At 64.1% G+C, this 14755-nt stretch carries 14 protein-coding genes and 3 pseudogenes; 10 read left to right on the plus strand and 7 right to left on the minus strand.

The window, feature by feature from the left end:
* Window positions 1–311: pseudogene (locus tag AC5E6L_RS03785) on the minus strand (dual-specificity RNA methyltransferase RlmN); the annotation flags it as partial.
* Window positions 312–422: 111 nt separating this feature from the next.
* A complete protein-coding gene (locus AC5E6L_RS03790; protein ID WP_491771379.1) occupies window positions 423–917 on the minus strand; it encodes an invasion associated locus B family protein in 495 nt (164 codons plus the stop codon).
* A 347-nt stretch (window positions 918–1264) separates the two neighbouring features.
* Between AC5E6L_RS03790 and AC5E6L_RS03795 the strand changes: the two genes are divergently transcribed.
* From AC5E6L_RS03795 to AC5E6L_RS03820, 6 genes are all read left to right on the plus strand, one after another.
* Window positions 1265–1837, plus strand: a complete 573-nt coding sequence (locus AC5E6L_RS03795) for a sigma-70 family RNA polymerase sigma factor (RefSeq protein ID WP_491771381.1) — start codon at window positions 1265–1267, stop codon at window positions 1835–1837.
* Window positions 1838–1907: 70 nt separating this feature from the next.
* Entirely contained in the window at window positions 1908–2234 is a 327-nt protein-coding gene (locus AC5E6L_RS03800; protein ID WP_491771383.1) for a hypothetical protein, read from the plus strand.
* Between the two features lie 214 nt (window positions 2235–2448).
* Window positions 2449–2856 carry a succinate dehydrogenase, cytochrome b556 subunit gene (sdhC, locus tag AC5E6L_RS03805; protein ID WP_491230148.1) on the plus strand — a complete coding sequence of 136 codons (408 nt, stop codon included), beginning with the start codon at window positions 2449–2451 and terminating at the stop codon, window positions 2854–2856.
* An 11-nt stretch (window positions 2857–2867) separates the two neighbouring features.
* Window positions 2868–3248, plus strand: coding sequence for a succinate dehydrogenase, hydrophobic membrane anchor protein (gene sdhD / locus AC5E6L_RS03810; RefSeq protein ID WP_491230142.1), 381 nt, complete (start codon window positions 2868–2870; stop codon window positions 3246–3248).
* Window position 3249: 1 nt separating this feature from the next.
* Complete coding sequence (gene sdhA / locus AC5E6L_RS03815; protein WP_491771386.1) at window positions 3250–5097, plus strand: succinate dehydrogenase flavoprotein subunit; 1848 nt, start codon at window positions 3250–3252, stop codon at window positions 5095–5097.
* Between the two features lie 162 nt (window positions 5098–5259).
* Window positions 5260–6039: a succinate dehydrogenase iron-sulfur subunit gene (locus tag AC5E6L_RS03820; RefSeq protein ID WP_491771388.1), complete on the plus strand. Its 780-nt coding sequence runs from the start codon at window positions 5260–5262 to the stop codon at window positions 6037–6039.
* Here AC5E6L_RS03820 and AC5E6L_RS03825 read toward each other — a convergent pair.
* The gene (locus AC5E6L_RS03825) at window positions 6036–6947 is read right to left on the minus strand and encodes an IS481 family transposase (protein ID WP_491771407.1); all 912 of its coding nucleotides are present in this window, start codon (window positions 6945–6947) and stop codon (window positions 6036–6038) included. The two genes, AC5E6L_RS03820 and AC5E6L_RS03825, sit on opposite strands and share 4 nt — an antisense overlap.
* Before the next feature lie 171 nt (window positions 6948–7118).
* Here AC5E6L_RS03825 and AC5E6L_RS03830 point away from each other — a divergent pair.
* The 4 genes and pseudogenes from AC5E6L_RS03830 to AC5E6L_RS03845 all read left to right on the plus strand — a co-directional run.
* Window positions 7119–7949, plus strand: a pseudogene (locus AC5E6L_RS03830) (helix-turn-helix domain-containing protein); the annotation flags it as partial.
* Between the two features lie 354 nt (window positions 7950–8303).
* Window positions 8304–10196 (plus strand): sensor histidine kinase, encoded by a 1893-nt coding sequence (locus tag AC5E6L_RS03835; RefSeq protein ID WP_491771390.1) that lies wholly within the window; start codon window positions 8304–8306, stop codon window positions 10194–10196.
* A 21-nt stretch (window positions 10197–10217) separates the two neighbouring features.
* Window positions 10218–10904 carry a response regulator transcription factor gene (locus tag AC5E6L_RS03840; protein WP_491771392.1) on the plus strand — a complete coding sequence of 229 codons (687 nt, stop codon included), beginning with the start codon at window positions 10218–10220 and terminating at the stop codon, window positions 10902–10904.
* A 246-nt stretch (window positions 10905–11150) separates the two neighbouring features.
* Window positions 11151–11300, plus strand: a pseudogene (locus tag AC5E6L_RS03845) (IS481 family transposase); the annotation flags it as partial.
* Between the two features lie 151 nt (window positions 11301–11451).
* Here AC5E6L_RS03845 and AC5E6L_RS03850 read toward each other — a convergent pair.
* From AC5E6L_RS03850 to AC5E6L_RS03865, 4 genes are all read right to left on the minus strand, one after another.
* Window positions 11452–12261: an exodeoxyribonuclease III gene (locus AC5E6L_RS03850; RefSeq protein ID WP_491230114.1), complete on the minus strand. Its 810-nt coding sequence runs from the start codon at window positions 12259–12261 to the stop codon at window positions 11452–11454.
* 75 nt (window positions 12262–12336) lie between these two features.
* Window positions 12337–13008 carry an isochorismatase family protein gene (locus tag AC5E6L_RS03855; protein ID WP_491230112.1) on the minus strand — a complete coding sequence of 224 codons (672 nt, stop codon included), beginning with the start codon at window positions 13006–13008 and terminating at the stop codon, window positions 12337–12339.
* Window positions 13009–13107: 99 nt separating this feature from the next.
* Window positions 13108–13752 carry an outer-membrane lipoprotein carrier protein LolA gene (locus AC5E6L_RS03860; RefSeq protein ID WP_491771394.1) on the minus strand — a complete coding sequence of 215 codons (645 nt, stop codon included), beginning with the start codon at window positions 13750–13752 and terminating at the stop codon, window positions 13108–13110.
* A gap of 79 nt (window positions 13753–13831) precedes the next feature.
* On the minus strand, window positions 13832–14755 hold a 924-nt coding region (locus tag AC5E6L_RS03865; RefSeq protein WP_491771396.1), incomplete at its 5' end, for an FtsK/SpoIIIE domain-containing protein.

Raw genomic sequence — 14755 nt, forward strand, 5'->3', positions numbered from 1 at the left:
TCGGCCGATACCTGCTCCTCGGCGATCTGGGGCAGGCGAATCGTGAACCGGTCGGCCAGCGCCGCCTTCAGGCCCTTGGAGACGTTGCCCATCGCGGCGAAATCGTCGGCGCCGCGCACATAGAGCCAGTGCCAGAGCTGCTGCACGCGCATCCTGATCTGACTTTCTGCGACGCCCGCCTCGCGCAACGCGTCGGCAAGCCCGTCGCGCCTCAGGCCGACGAGACCGGGACGATCGTCCATGCGCGCGGCATGCGCGGCCGAAAGGCGCGCGCGCACCGCCTCATCGCGTATGTCCAGCGTTGCGACCATGGCCCGTCTTCGGTTCTCGTTCGATGAGAGGCGCATATGTGCCATGGCGCGCCCAAGCGCAAGACGGGGCCGGCATGGACGCCGGCGCCTGCCGGCGGGCGGCGCGTGCGCCTACTGGCAGGACTGGATGGCGTTCAGCGCCGCCGTCACGCCCGACAGCGAATATTCATAGGTCGTGTCGGTGCCGCGCTGCGAGGTCGCTTCGACGACCATGCGGGCGCCCGCGCGCATGGCGGCAACGAGCGCGGGGTCCTCGGCGGCGTCGTCGGTCCAGGCCGCATTGTCCTTGGTGAAGAAGGTGAAGGGCTTGCCGTCGACGGTGACGGTCACCTTGGAGCCCTCGCCCAGCGGATAGCCGGCGATGAACTGCGGCTCCAGCGTCACGTTCTGGCCGCGCCGCTGGGTGATGACGAAGAAATTGTCGCCATGATTGACGTTGGGCGGCTGTTTTGTGAGCGGAACCGAGACGACGTAGCAGACCTTGCCGCCCTGCGCCTGATAGCTGATCGCGCCCCAATCGTTGAACTGGCCGATGCGCTGCTGGGATTGCGCCTGTGCGGCAATGGTGCCCAGGGCCAGCGCGATCGCCGCAAGGGCCGCTGTCATAACTCGATGTGCGTGAAGCATGGTTCCTACCAGGTTCGATGGCGGACGCCTGTCCGCGCGGTCAGCGGCGGCATGCGCCCGGTTCAACCGTTCGCCTTTGCCGCCCACCATGGCGAAACGATGGTTACCAAACCCTAAACGGGTCCGACGCGGAACGGCCTGTCGAAGGCGCTTTCGGGTGCTGTTGCACGCGCGCCCGAGCCGCGCTGCGCCGCCGATGGCGGCTTGTTGTCGAAGAAAGCGGCAACAGTTTGACTTTGTTCGGCAATTCGGTTGAATGTCGGCGCGGCGCGGCGGGCTTTCCGGCTGCGCCGCTCGGACCACCTGTTCGGAACCAGAAGCGCCCTATGAGCGAACAGCATAGACACTTTGCCGCGCTCGCCGCGCGCGTGGCAGGCGACCGCGACAAGGTGGCGTTCACCGAACTGTTCGACTTTTTCGCTCCGCGCATCAAGGCCTATCTGCGACGGCTGGGTCTTGAGGACCAGGCGGCCGAGGACATCGCCCAGGAGGTGATGATCGTGCTGTGGCACAAGGCGCATCTGTTCGACCCGGCCAAATCGTCCTTGTCGACATGGCTTTTCCGGGTCGCGCGCAACCGCAGGATCGACGCGCTCCGGCGCGACAGGTCCGCCCTGCTGGATCCCGACGATCCGATGCTGCAACCCTCCGCGCCGGATGCGCCGGACGCGGTGATGGATGGCGAACGGCGCGATGCGCGCGTGCGCGCCGCGCTCGCAGATCTGCCCCAGGAGCAGGCCGGTCTCGTGCGCATGGCGTTCTTCCTGGGCTATTCGCACAGCCGGATCGCCGAGGAGACCGGCCTGGCTCTGGGCACTGTCAAGTCGCGGATCCGGCTTGCCTTCGGCCGGTTGCGGCGCGCGCTGGAGCGCGACGACCGGGTCGACACCGACTTCTGACCAAGTGCTGCGTTCACGCCATTCTTGCGCCTTCCTTGCCCCGCCCGCGCGCTTGGCGTAATCAGCGCCGATGGCTGTGATTCGCGCTCTTGGATGCTGCATCCTTTTTGCATCGGTGCTGCTGCTGACGGCCTGTGTCGGCGTCGGCGTCGGAATCACCAAGGGCGCGCAGCCGCGTCTTTCCGTTTGGAACTGCACCAAGGGCGTTCGCCTGACGATACGCCGCGTGGGCGCCGAACTGGGCGTGACCGACAGTCGCGGTCTTTCGGTCACGCTGCCGCCCGATCCGCCGGGTCAGCGCGAACGCTATGCCAAGACCGGCTATGCCCTGGTCTTTGCGGGTCGCACGGCAAGCTGGTTCTCCGCCGGGCAGTCCCCCGCCGATTGCCGACGCTGACCGGCCGGTCGCCCGCCCGTCGTTACAATCGATTGAAGCGGGAACGCTTTACCCGCGCCTTTGCCGCTGTCCGACCAATGGACCATGGCATCATGCCGCAGGGCCTTTGACGCAGTGCGAAACGCGCTCTAGAACAGCATCAACGACAAGGCGCGCGCCCGAACGGGCAGTGCGTCGCAATACCGGGACCATCAAGGGGAAAGCGGTGTCAACCATGTCATCGGAGCAGGGCGGGCGGCGGCCGAAGCCGCGGCCATTGTCGCCCCACCTGACGGTCTACAGCTTCATTCCGACCATGATCGCCTCGATCATGCACCGGGCCACGGGCGTCGCGCTCTATTTCGGCACGGTCCTGGTCGCCTGGTGGCTGATTGCCGCGGCGTCGGGCCCTGAGCATTTCGCGGTCGCCGGCGCCTTCTTCGAATCGTTCTTCGGCACGCTGATCCTGCTGGGCTATACGTGGGCGCTCATGCACCACATGCTCGGCGGCCTGCGCCATTTCGTCTGGGACGCCGGCTATCTGTTCGAAAAGTCCACCTCCACCCGGCTCGCCTATGCCACCTTCATCGCCTCGGGGGCGCTGACGCTGCTGGTTTGGCTGATCGCCATGCTGGTGCGCTGAGGAGGCCGCCAATGTCCATCAAGACGCCCTTCAAGCGCGCGACCGGCATGGGTTCGGCCAAGGACGGCACCGACCATTTCTGGCGCCAGCGTCTGACCGGGCTGGCAAATGTGCCGTTGATCATCGCCTTCGTCTGGATCATCGTGGCGCTCAGCGGCGAAGACCATGCCGGCGTGACATCGACCTTCGCCAATCCGTTCATCGCGGTCGTCATGCTGCTGGTCATCGTTTCGGGGCTCTACCATGCCAAGCTCGGCATGCAGGTGGTGATCGAGGACTATGTTCACGGCGAAGCGGCCAAGTTCGCGCTGGTGGTCGCCAACACGTTTTTCACCTTCGCGATCGCCGCGCTTGCGATCTTCGCCATTTTGAAAATGGGTTTCGGAAGCTGACATGAGCACCAATGGCAAAGGGGCGCCCGGCATCAACGGCCGCGCCTACACCTATGAAGACCACAAGTTCGACGTGGTGGTGGTCGGCGCCGGCGGCGCGGGCCTGCGCGCCACGCTCGGCATGGCCGAACAGGGCCTCAGGACCGCCTGCATCACCAAGGTGTTTCCGACCCGCTCGCACACGGTCGCCGCCCAGGGCGGCATCGCCGCCAGCCTTCAGAACATGACGCCCGACAGCTGGCAGTGGCACATGTACGACACCGTAAAGGGCTCTGACTGGCTCGGCGACGTCGACGCCATGCAGTATCTGGCGATGGAGGCGCCCAAGGCGGTCTACGAACTCGAACATTACGGCGTTCCGTTCTCGCGCACCCAGGACGGCAAGATCTATCAGCGCCCGTTCGGCGGGCACATGCAGAACTATGGCGCGGGGCCGCCCGTGCAGCGCACCTGCGCCGCCGCGGACCGCACCGGCCACGCCATCCTGCACACGCTCTACGGTCAGAGCCTGAAGAACAACGCCCAGTTCTTCATCGAATATTTCGCCATCGACCTGATCATGGACGATGACGGAGCCTGCACCGGCGTCATCGCCTGGAACCTCGACGACGGCACCATTCACCGCTTTTCGGCCAAGATGGTGGTGCTGGCGACCGGCGGCTATGGCCGCGCCTATTTCTCGGCGACTTCCGCGCACACATGCACCGGCGACGGCAACGGCATGATCGTCCGCGCCGGCCTGCCCTTGCAGGACATGGAGTTCGTGCAGTTCCATCCCACCGGCATCTATGGCGCGGGCACGCTGATCACCGAGGGCGCGCGCGGCGAGGGCGGCTATCTGGTCAATTCCGAGGGCGAGCGCTTCATGGAGCGCTATGCGCCCTCGGCCAAGGATCTGGCCTCGCGCGATGTCGTCTCGCGCTGCATGACGCTGGAAATCCGCGAGGGGCGCGGCGTCGGCAGGAACGCCGACCACATCTTCCTGCACCTTGACCATCTCGATCCGGCGGTGCTGGCCGAGCGCCTGCCCGGCATCTCCGAGAGCGCCAAGATCTTCGCCGGGGTCGACGTCACGCGCGACCCGATCCCGGTGCTGCCGACGGTGCACTACAATATGGGCGGCGTTCCGACCAACTATTGGGGCGAGGTGCTCAACCCGACCGGAAACGATCCGGACGCGATCCAGCCCGGCCTGATGGCGATCGGCGAGGCGGGCTGCGCCTCGGTGCACGGCGCCAACCGGCTCGGCTCGAACTCGCTGATCGATCTGGTCGTCTTCGGTCGCGCATCGGCGATCCGCGCCGGCGAGGTGGTCGACCGCCAAGCCGCCATTGCCGACGTCAACGGGGCGGCCAGCGAGAAGATCATGGACCGCTTCGACCGGTTGCGGCACGCCCGGGGCGGCACGCCGACCGCCGAGCTGCGCCTTAAGATGCAGACCGTCATGCAGGAGGACGCCGCCGTCTTCCGCACCCAGGAAACCCTCGAACAGGGCTGCCGGCGCATGAACGCCGCCTATCAGGGCCTTGCCGACCTCAACGTCACCGACCGGTCGATGATCTGGAACTCGGACCTTGTCGAGACGCTGGAACTGGAAAACCTGATGGCCTGCGCGGTCACCACCGTCTATTCTGCCGAGGCGCGCAAGGAGAGCCGCGGCGCCCATGCGCGCGAGGATTTCAAGGGCGGCAAGTTCGACGGCCGCGACGACGAGAACTGGCGCAAGCACACGCTCGCCTGGATGAGCGAGACCGGGCAGGTCAGGCTCGACTATCGCCCCGTGCGTACCGAGCTTCTGGCCGAGGGGATCGACATCGCCAAGATCGCCCCGAAGGCGCGGGTGTATTAGGATCGTGCCGCGGCACCGTGCCCCGCCCCGCTTGGCCGGGGCGCGGAGCGGCCCAAATCAAAGGGTGGCTCGATCGTGTCCAGCGACCATTTTGGTTCAGCTTGATTGCCCCGAGGCAGTCGCCTATCACGGCATGAGATTGCGCCGCAGCAAGAGACATTCATGGTTGAACTGACCCTGCCCAGAAATTCCCGCGTCGCGCCCGGCCGGTCGTGGGCGCGTCCTCAAGGGGCCGACAACGTCAAGGAATTCCGCGTCTATCGCTGGTCGCCCGACGACGACCGCAATCCGCGCCTGGACACCTATTTCGTCGATCTGGACGATTGCGGCCCGATGGTGCTCGACGGGCTCTTGTGGATCAAGAACACGGTCGATCCGACGCTGACGCTGCGCCGGTCGTGCCGCGAGGGCATTTGCGGCTCGTGCGCGATGAACATTGACGGCACGAACACGCTCGCCTGCACCAAGGGCATGGACGAGGTCAAGGGGCCGGTGAAGGTCTATCCGTTGCCGCACATGCCCGTCGTCAAGGATCTCGTGCCTGACCTGACGCATTTTTACGCGCAGCACCGCTCGATCGAGCCCTGGCTCAAGACCGAGACGCCGGCGCCCGAGAGGGAATGGCGACAGAGCCACGAGGACCGCGCCAGGCTCGACGGTCTGTACGAGTGCATCCTGTGCGCCTGCTGCTCGACCTCCTGCCCCTCCTACTGGTGGAACGGCGACCGTTATCTGGGCCCGGCCGTGCTGCTGCAAGCCTATCGCTGGCTGATCGACAGCCGCGACGAGGCCACCGGCGAACGGCTCGACAATCTCGAAGATCCGTTCCGGCTCTATCGCTGCCACACCATCATGAACTGCACCCAGTCATGCCCAAAGGGCCTGAACCCGGCCAAGGCGATCGCCGAGATCAAGAAGATGATGGTCGAGCGGCGCGTTTAGTTGTTCGGTCCCGAGATTAGATTGTTTGGATGAAGCCTGAACCGTTCAGGCTCTGAAGTCCATTTTTCGTTTATGAACTCGAAGACGGTGAGGCCTTTCAGAGTCTTCATTCGCTTGGCGAAGTTGTAGGCGTCGAGGAAGGTCTTCAGGTGCTGACGCAAGCGCTCATGGCTCTCGTAGTGATAGCGCCGAACCGTTGCGTCCTTGATGGTTCGGTTCATTCTCTCAACCTGTCCGTTGGTCCAGGGATGGTTGGGCTTTGTCAGGCGATGGTCGATATCGTTCTCGGCGCAGGCCAGTACGAACCCATGGCAGCGGAACCTGGCCTTCTCGGCGATCAGTTGACTGACCTCGGCAGCCGTCCAGCCGTCGCCCTTGGGATCGGTGAATTGGGTGCCGTTGTCGGTCAGCACCGTGTGGATCCTGTAGGGGACGGCATCGATCAAACGGCGGAGAAAGTTGCCAGCGTCCCGCCTAGTGATCCGCTCATGCAGTTCGGCGAAGGCGAACTTGCTGGTGCGATCGACGGCCACCAGCATGTAGAGCTTGCCCGCCTCGGTCCAAACCTCGGCAATATCGATGCGGAAGAAACCGATCGGATACGCCTTGAACTTCCTCGGCTTTGAGCCTTCGGCCTCGGGCAGCCGACTGATGTCGTGGCGTTGGAACAGGCGATGCAGGGAAGACCGCGTCAGGTGTGGAATCGTCGCCTGAAGCGCGTAGAGGCAGTCGTCAAGCGGCAGCAGAGTGTGGCGGCGGAAGGCCAACGCAAGAGCTTCTTCCTCCTTGGTGAGAGCACTCGAGCGTAGCTCCTTCGGACCCATGGGCGCATCGTCCACGCTCTCACGCTTCTTCCATTTTGCAATGGTCTTGGGAGTGACGGCGTAGGTCCGGCTCAACTCCGCGATCGAAGCTTTCGCCTCTCATCGTTTGCAAGCAAACGATTGCCGGCCAGCGGATCGCTGTATTGCTGCTCGGACAGCGTGCGTTGTCGCGGCGCTGTCATGAAGTATCTGGCCCATAACGTCTCCTTGGTATGTTGGCACAAAACTACGCCATCACACTCCGGGACTGAACACGTGTGCCGCCGGGAGGGCATCGCCCAGAGGTCTATACCACAACTGGTCGAAGGAGTTACTGGAAGCTGGGAAACGGCGCCTTGCCCCTCTCGGCGATTGTCCCAATCGCCTGCCGGCATTGGGTGACACAGCACGCCAGGCCACGGCGCCGGAAGTCAAGGATTTGCGGGCTGAGAGCTCAGCGTTGAAAGAGGCGGTCGCCGATCTGACGCTCGAGAACCGGCTGCTCAAAAAAGCATGCTCGGCCCCTCTCATTGATTGCTGCGCAATCACCTGCCGGGCAGTGGATGGGGGCGAGGACGCATGAGATTCCCGCATCTGAGAAACTGGAGATCATCGGCCTTGTCGAGCGGTCGCATCTGCCGGTGAAACGCACCTTGGACATGCTCGGCATCCCACGAACCACGTTCTATCGCCTCCTCTCGGTGATTGCGTGGCAATCACCTGCCGGGCAAAGGGTATGACCGGTATCTGTCGCTCGGTGAGGCCGGGCTGGTGGATCGGTTATCTCGACCCGGTCGGGTCTGGAACCGCATCCCTGATGCTGTGCGGCGGCAGATCGTCGATCTGGCCCTGGACGCGCCCGAGCCATCACCCCGGGCGTTGGCCGTACGGTTCACCGACACCGAGCGTTACTTCGCCTCCGAAGCCAGTGTTTACAGGCTTTTGAAGGCCCGAGACCTGATCCCGAGCCCGGCCTACATCGCCATCAAGGCAGCTGATGGGTTCCGCGACAAGACCGTTCGGCCGAACCAGCTCTGGCAGACCGGCTTCACCTACCTCAAAGTCACCGGATGGGGGTGGTTCTATCTCAGCACGATCCTTGATGACTAAAGCCGGCATGTCATCGCCGGGCGGCCTGGCGCGCAAAAGGCTCACAACTGCCGCTCCGGCATCACAAGCGCGGGCGCGTGACGATCCCGATCTTCGGCACCAGCACCTGCCCGGGGATATGCCAAAACCTGCAAGGCCGTGTCTCGCCGTCCAGAGGAAAGGGGCCGGCCCATTCGCTTGCGGGTAAACCGCGTATCGCTTGCGGGTGCCAAAAACCGCGTATTGGTATCGCTTTGTTTTGGCATTATCCACGAGGCGGGTCTTGGGACGTATGAGAACGCCGGGCTTGCTTTGTAGGGATTGATCGTTGTGCTGGACGCGTGTCACCGGCGCGGCTCTAAGGCCGTCGAAATGCTGCTGCTGGCCTGGCTCCTTGTGTTGACATCTGCGCCATCGGCCTTTGGTGCGGAAGATCACGTCGTCGAGCGTGCAGTGTTCGAGGATGTCACCGGAGCGATGACGATCGACGCGGTGCCCGGCCAGCATTTTCAACCCATCGGGTCGATGCTGGCGGAAGGCTATTCGCCGTCGGTCTTTTGGCTGCGCCTGACGGTTCGGCCGGCCGCCGACGGCACGCCATTGACCCTGCGCATACGCCCCACTTTTCTGGACAGCGTGACATTGTATGAACCCGATCCGGCCATGGCGAGCGGCTGGCGTGTGGATGTGACCGGCGATCAAGCACCCTTTGCGGATCGTTCTTTCCGGCATGTATCGCTCGGTTTTGATCTTGAACCGGCCACCACGATGCAAACCGTCTATCTGCGCATTGAGACGAAAAGCTCCCATTTGCTCAACGTCGAAGCGCTTACCGGGCCTGCCGCTGCGGCAGCCGAGTTGCGCATGGTCTATATTCATGCGGTGTTTCTGGGCATGATGAGCTTGGTGTTGGGGTGGGCGATTCTGAGCTGTTTGGTGCGCTTTGACCCGGTGACCTTCTGGTTTGCCGTCGCAATATCCGGCTATATCGGTTATGTTCTGGCCTTCAACGGCTATCTGGCGTTGATCCTGCCGCATGCTCTGGCCAGCCACGCCGATTGGCTCTCGACGGTGTTGTTTGCGTTGGTCCCGTTGCTCGCCATGATGCTGCACCGTGCGGTGTGGCTGTCGCTCGCACCGCCGGCCATCATGGTCCGACTGGGCTATGCCCTGCTGCTGGCCTCCGCCCTGGTGCTGGCGCTCGCCATTTCCGGGCTCGTCCCAAGGCGCGCCATGCAATTGAACGCCATGCTGGTCATAATGTTGTGCCCATTCCTCTTGGTGATGGCTTTCGGAAATATGGGGCCTTGGCCCTTTGGCATGGCGGCTCGCCGCTGGGTCTACGGCCTGCTGGCAGCAACTTTGCTGGTTTGGATATTGCCCCTGCTTGGCAATGCCAGCCTGATCCGGTGGAGCCTGCATGACCAGCTGGTCCATGGACTGATCTATACGGTGCTCGTTTTTGGCCTCCTGCAGCACCGCTCGCAACTGCTTCATAATCAGCTGTGGCAGATGCAAGGCGCCCTGCGGCGCGAAAAAGGCCAGCGCAAGGCGCAAGACCGCATAATGGCGATGGTCACCCACGACATGCGCACACCCCTGTCGGTCATCCGCCTCAACATTGCCGAAGGCCAACTGGACCGGGAGCGCCTGCGCGCCATTGAGGACGCACTGGCCGATGCCAGCTCATTGATCGAAAACAGCACGCTTGTGGACATGCTCGACAGCGATATGGGGCTGGATGTGACTGAACTGGTCGCTCTCGACTGTTTGGTGTCGGACGCGATCGGGCGCGTCGGTGCGCATGAGCGCGTGCGTATCGAGGCCGGGCCGGTACCTCCCATTGCCAGCAACCGCCAGCTGGTCGAGCGCCTGATGGCCAACCTGCTTGACAATGCGCTCAAATATTCGCCGCCGGCCTCGATGGTCCACGTCGTAATGGCCAGTCATAGCGAAAACGGAGTGGACGGCGTTTTGCTCCGCATCAGGAACCGGCCGGGACATGCGGGCTTTCCCGACGCCGAAAGACTGTTTGACAAGCATTATCGTGCCTCCAGGGCCCGCCATATGACAGGCTACGGGCTTGGCCTTTACATCGTCCAGGGCATCGTCAAGCCGCTTGGGGGCACGGTGCGCTATGAACCTGGCAAGGACTGGATCGACTTTGTGCTCTGGCTGCCCTCGGCAACCCCTATGAGGCTGGCGCAGGAACAAGCCGAACCGCGCGCAAACGATATCGCCGGCGCGCCCGTCCCGGATCGATAAGAGAATTCGTCGAACAGGGAAATGGCCAGCATCGTTGTCATAGAAGACAATGACAGTTTGCGTGCTTCGATCGTGAGCGCGCTTTCACGATATGGTCACAATGCGACCGGCGTCGACAGCGTCGAGGCGTTTATCGAAAGCCCGCCTGTCCATGACCCCGACATTCTGGTCATTGATCTCAACCTTCCCGGCGAGGACGGGTTGAGTTTTGCGGCGCGCATCCGTGCAATGGACCCGCGCATCGGCATCGTGATCCTGACGGGCCGTGCAAAAGCGCCGGACAAGGTGGCCGGCTATCGCAGCGGTGCGGACATCTATCTGACCAAGCCGGCGTCGCCCGCAGAACTGGACGCGGCCGTCAACGCATTGTCGCGCCGGCTTTTTCCGGCCGTTCGCGCCGCGCCCCATGGCAGCATCCTGTTGTATCGCCGCGGCCTGTCCGGCCCCGATACAGACATCGCCCTGTCGGCTGTCGAGGCCATTTTGCTGACCGCGCTGCTCCGGGCGCCGGACCGCAAGCTGGAAACCTGGCAGGTCGGCGAAGTGCTCGGCCTTGGCCGCGAAACTCCCGGGCGCAACGCGATCAGTGCCGCCATTTTCCGAATCAACCGCAAGATTGGCCAATGCGGCGGCGCGCCCCAGGCGATCCGGGCCATCCGCAACTGGGGCTACCAGCTGTCCGCGGTCAATCTGGTGCGTGCCGATTGAAGGCTTTGCATGCCAGCCAGATCGGCGCCCGGACCTGGCTCACACCGCACCTGCAAGCGATCAATTCACACATCTTTAAATTGTGTAAGAATTCGTAACTTTCGGCTTTGGCGGAGTGTTATGGGCCCTATCGGCCGGCTCTCTGAAGGGTCTGGCGATGCCAGAGGCGGTAGAATTTGAGGGGACGGGCCGTGAGCGTTCATGCTGTTTTTCGTGTTCCTGCGTGGGGTTGTGCAAAGGGTGCGTATGGGACAGGTTCTGCACGGGAGCGCCCGCACGACAGAGGCGGTGCGTCGAGCAATACAAAATAGTCAAGAGAGCCTGAGAACGCTTTCGAAGCGTTACGGCATCAACCCCAAGACTGTCGCCAAATGGAAAAAGCGGACGTCGGGGGCGAAATCCGCTGCATCCCGGAGGGATATGGCGAACAATCGTCCATCTCGGCGTCACCGGCCCTTGAAAGGGAGCGGCTCTTCCCGCGGTCCAGCATCTGGAACTGAACGATTATCGACCATACCAGGCTCTAAATCCTGAACCCCCACAGGCCCTAAAGCGAAAAGCGCACCATGACCGGCACATGGTCGGACGGCTTTTCCCAGCCGCGCGCGGCGGTCAGCACATCCATCCCGGTCATCGCCGGCGCCAGCGCCTGCGATGACCAGATGTGATCGAGCCGGCGGCCCCGGTTCGAGGCGGCCCAATCCCTGGCGCGGTAGCTCCACCAGGTGAACAGCTTCTCGCTCGGCGGCACGTGCCGGCGCATCAGGTCGGCCCAGCCCGCGTTGGAGCGCAGCGCTTCCAGCGTGCTCGTCTCGACCGGCGTGTGGCTGACGACCTTCAGAAGCTGCCTGTGCGACCAGACGTCGTGCTCAAGCGGCGCGATGTTGAGATCGCCGACCAGAAGGGCGGCGTCATGGGCGCCGGTTTCGGCGGTGATCGGCCGCATCTCTTCCAGAAAGCGCAGCTTGTGCGCGAACTTGGGATTGATGTCCGGGTCCGGCGCGTCGCCGCCGGCGGGCACGTAGAAATTGTGGACCCGCAGCCGCGTGCCGGCAATGTCCACCGTGCATTCGATGTGCCGCGCATCGCCCATCTGGCAGAAATCGCGCCGCTCGACGGTCGAAAACGGCACTTTGGAGAGCGTCGCGACGCCGTGATAGGCTTTCTGGCCGTTCAGCGCGCTATGCTCATAGCCAAGCCTGGCGAACGCCTTTGCGGGAAACTGGTCGTCCCGGCACTTGATTTCCTGCAGGCACAGGATGTCGGGCGCGTGCTCGGTCAGGAACTGCGCGACCAGACCCTGGCGCAGACGCACCGAGTTGATGTTCCAGGTGGCGACGGTGAACTGGTGCGTCATGGTCTTGGCGTGGCCGGTGGAGGGGCGCTTGTCTTCCGGGCCGGCGGCTGGCACCGCCGGCAAGCCCGGCAGGTTTCATTCGAGCAGGGCGGCGATGTCGTCGGTTGCGCGCACGTCGGCGAAGGACTGGTAGAGCGAGACGAGCGCGGCGAGATGTTCAGCGTCGTTGCGGGCGGCGTTGGCGTCGTCGACCAGCACCACCCGGTAGTCGAGCATCATCGCGTCACGTGCCGTCGATTCGCAGCACACATTGGTAAGCGTGCCGGCGATGATCAGATTCTCCGTGCCCGTTCGCGCAAGCTGCGCGCGCAGGTCCGACGAGCCGTCGATGAACGGGCTGAAACGGCGCTTGTCGACCCTAAGATCACCGTCGGCGACCCGAAGGCCGGGGTCGAGGGCATGACCGTCGGAACCGGGCGTCAGGCTTGCCTTATGGTTTTCCGCCAGCGCCGGCGCGAAGAAATGCTCATGATAGAGGGGCCAGCGGCTCGGCCCGTCCTCGCTTTCCGCCAGCGTCGTCACGATCCACACGACTTTCGCGCCCTTGTGGCGGCACGTTGCGGCCAGCCGGTTGATGTTGGGCACGACCGAGCGGGCGGCCGGCACAAGATCGAGAAAATAGGTCTGCATGTCGATGACCAGAAGCGCGGTCCTGTCGGCGGCCAGTCGCTCGAAAGCGTGGCGGCGGCCACGGCGGGCCGTCATTGCTTCGATGACGGTATCGGGAAGGGCGACGGAGTGGGACATGCGCGCTATTGTACGATCGCGGCGACACTGGCCGCGCGGCGGCGCAAAGTCAAGCGACGCCCCTTGCGGGCCGCAGCGGCACACGCGACTTGGTCGCGGTCAGCGCCTTTGCGCCTCGCGGTCGCGGCGGATGCGCTGATAGTCGATGTCGAAGGTCCCCTCGCCGAAGGTCACGCCCTGGCGGACATTGAAGATCACCACCGTGGTGTCCTTGCCCTGGGCGTCGCGAATGGTCCATTGCCGCAGATCGTAGCTGTGCGGGTCGAACATCATCGTGATGGTGGAATCGCCGAAAATCTGCCTGTCCTGCAGCACGATGGTGGTCAGGTCCTCGCCCTCGACCACCTGCTTGACGCGGCCGCTGCCAAGGTCGATCCGGTCGGCAAGAACCAGTTTCAGCGGCGTGTGGCCCAGCGCATAGGCATCCCACGTGTCGAGCTTCTTGTTGTTGACCACCACATTGCGCCCGTCGGCGACGACACGAATGTGCGAGGGCTCTTCATAGAGGAACAGGACGCGGCCCGGCCTCTGGATGAAGAACCGGCCCCCCGTCTGCTCGCCACCGGGCCCGAACTGGACGAACTCGCCCATCATCGTGCGCACGCCGGCGAAATGATCGGCGATCCGCTGGGCGGCGGAGGCCTGGGCCCTGCCTGCGCGGGGGAGCGCCAATGCGGCGAGGCCGCCCGCGGTTGCCGCGATCGCCGCGCGGCGGGTCGGGGGCATGGTTTTCTGCTGGCTCATGGTCGGTTCCCGGTGGATTTGCGCGCATTGGGATCGGGCTACGCGTCGAGTTTGACTGCACTGTGGCGCCGTGCCCGCCTCACACACCGGCCAGGCGTTCCTCCTCGGAAGGAACGAGGATCTCGCGCTTGCCGGCATGGTTGGCCGGCCCGATCACACCCTCCCGCTCCATGCGCTCGATCAGCGTGGCCGCGCGGTTGTAGCCGATGCCGAGCCGCCGCTGGATGTAGCTGGTCGACGCCTTGCGGTCCTGGATGACGATCGCCACGGCCTGGTCGTAAGGGTCGGCGCTCTCGCCGCCGCCCGCCGCACCGCCATCGGCGTCCTCTCCGGCGTCCTCGTCATCCTCGGTGACCGCATCGAGATATTCGGGCACGCCCTGCGCCTTGAGGTGCTTGACGATGCGCTCGACCTCCCCATCGGATACGAACGGGCCGTGCACGCGCTGGATGCGGCCGCCGCCGGCCATGTAGAGCATGTCCCCCATGCCCAGAAGCTGCTCGGCGCCCTGTTCGCCCAGGATCGTGCGACTGTCGATCTTCGAGGTCACCTGGAAGGAGATACGCGTGGGGAAGTTGGCCTTGATGGTGCCGGTGATGACGTCCACCGAAGGCCGCTGCGTGGCCATGATGACGTGGATGCCGGCGGCGCGGGCCATCTGCGCCAGCCGCTGCACCGCGCCCTCGATGTCCTTGCCGGCGACCATCATCAGGTCGGCCATCTCGTCGATGATGACGACGATGTAGGGCATGGCCTGAAGATCGAGCGCCTCGGTCTCGTAGACCGCCTCGCCCGTGTCGCGGTCGAAACCGGTCTGCACCGTCCGGTTCAGTTCCTCGCCGCGGCGCTGGGCCTCGCGGATGCGGGTGTTGAAGCCGTCAATGTTGCGCACGCCCAGCTTGGACATGTTCTTGTAGCGCTGCTCCATCTCGCGCACGGTCCATTTGAGCGCGACGACGGCCTTCTTGGGATCGGTGACGACGGGCGTAAGAAGGTGCGGCAC

The organism is Roseitalea sp. (assembly GCF_984466335.1).

What these genes read in the sequence shown, in the direction of transcription:
- AC5E6L_RS03855 (WP_491230112.1), bottom strand. Translation starts at nt 13,008, where the DNA reads ATGTCCCACTCCGTCGCCCTTCCCGATACCGTCATCGAAGCAATGACG.
- AC5E6L_RS03860 (WP_491771394.1), bottom strand. Translation starts at nt 13,752, where the DNA reads ATGAGCCAGCAGAAAACCATGCCCCCGACCCGCCGCGCGGCGATCGCG.
- AC5E6L_RS03835 (WP_491771390.1), top strand. Translation starts at nt 8,304, where the DNA reads ATGCTGCTGCTGGCCTGGCTCCTTGTGTTGACATCTGCGCCATCGGCC.
- sdhD (WP_491230142.1), top strand. Translation starts at nt 2,868, where the DNA reads ATGTCCATCAAGACGCCCTTCAAGCGCGCGACCGGCATGGGTTCGGCC.
- AC5E6L_RS03800 (WP_491771383.1), top strand. Translation starts at nt 1,908, where the DNA reads ATGGCTGTGATTCGCGCTCTTGGATGCTGCATCCTTTTTGCATCGGTG.
- AC5E6L_RS03795 (WP_491771381.1), top strand. Translation starts at nt 1,265, where the DNA reads ATGAGCGAACAGCATAGACACTTTGCCGCGCTCGCCGCGCGCGTGGCA.
- sdhC (WP_491230148.1), top strand. Translation starts at nt 2,449, where the DNA reads ATGTCATCGGAGCAGGGCGGGCGGCGGCCGAAGCCGCGGCCATTGTCG.
- AC5E6L_RS03840 (WP_491771392.1), top strand. Translation starts at nt 10,218, where the DNA reads ATGGCCAGCATCGTTGTCATAGAAGACAATGACAGTTTGCGTGCTTCG.
- AC5E6L_RS03790 (WP_491771379.1), bottom strand. Translation starts at nt 917, where the DNA reads ATGACAGCGGCCCTTGCGGCGATCGCGCTGGCCCTGGGCACCATTGCC.
- AC5E6L_RS03820 (WP_491771388.1), top strand. Translation starts at nt 5,260, where the DNA reads ATGGTTGAACTGACCCTGCCCAGAAATTCCCGCGTCGCGCCCGGCCGG.
- AC5E6L_RS03850 (WP_491230114.1), bottom strand. Translation starts at nt 12,261, where the DNA reads ATGACGCACCAGTTCACCGTCGCCACCTGGAACATCAACTCGGTGCGT.
- sdhA (WP_491771386.1), top strand. Translation starts at nt 3,250, where the DNA reads ATGAGCACCAATGGCAAAGGGGCGCCCGGCATCAACGGCCGCGCCTAC.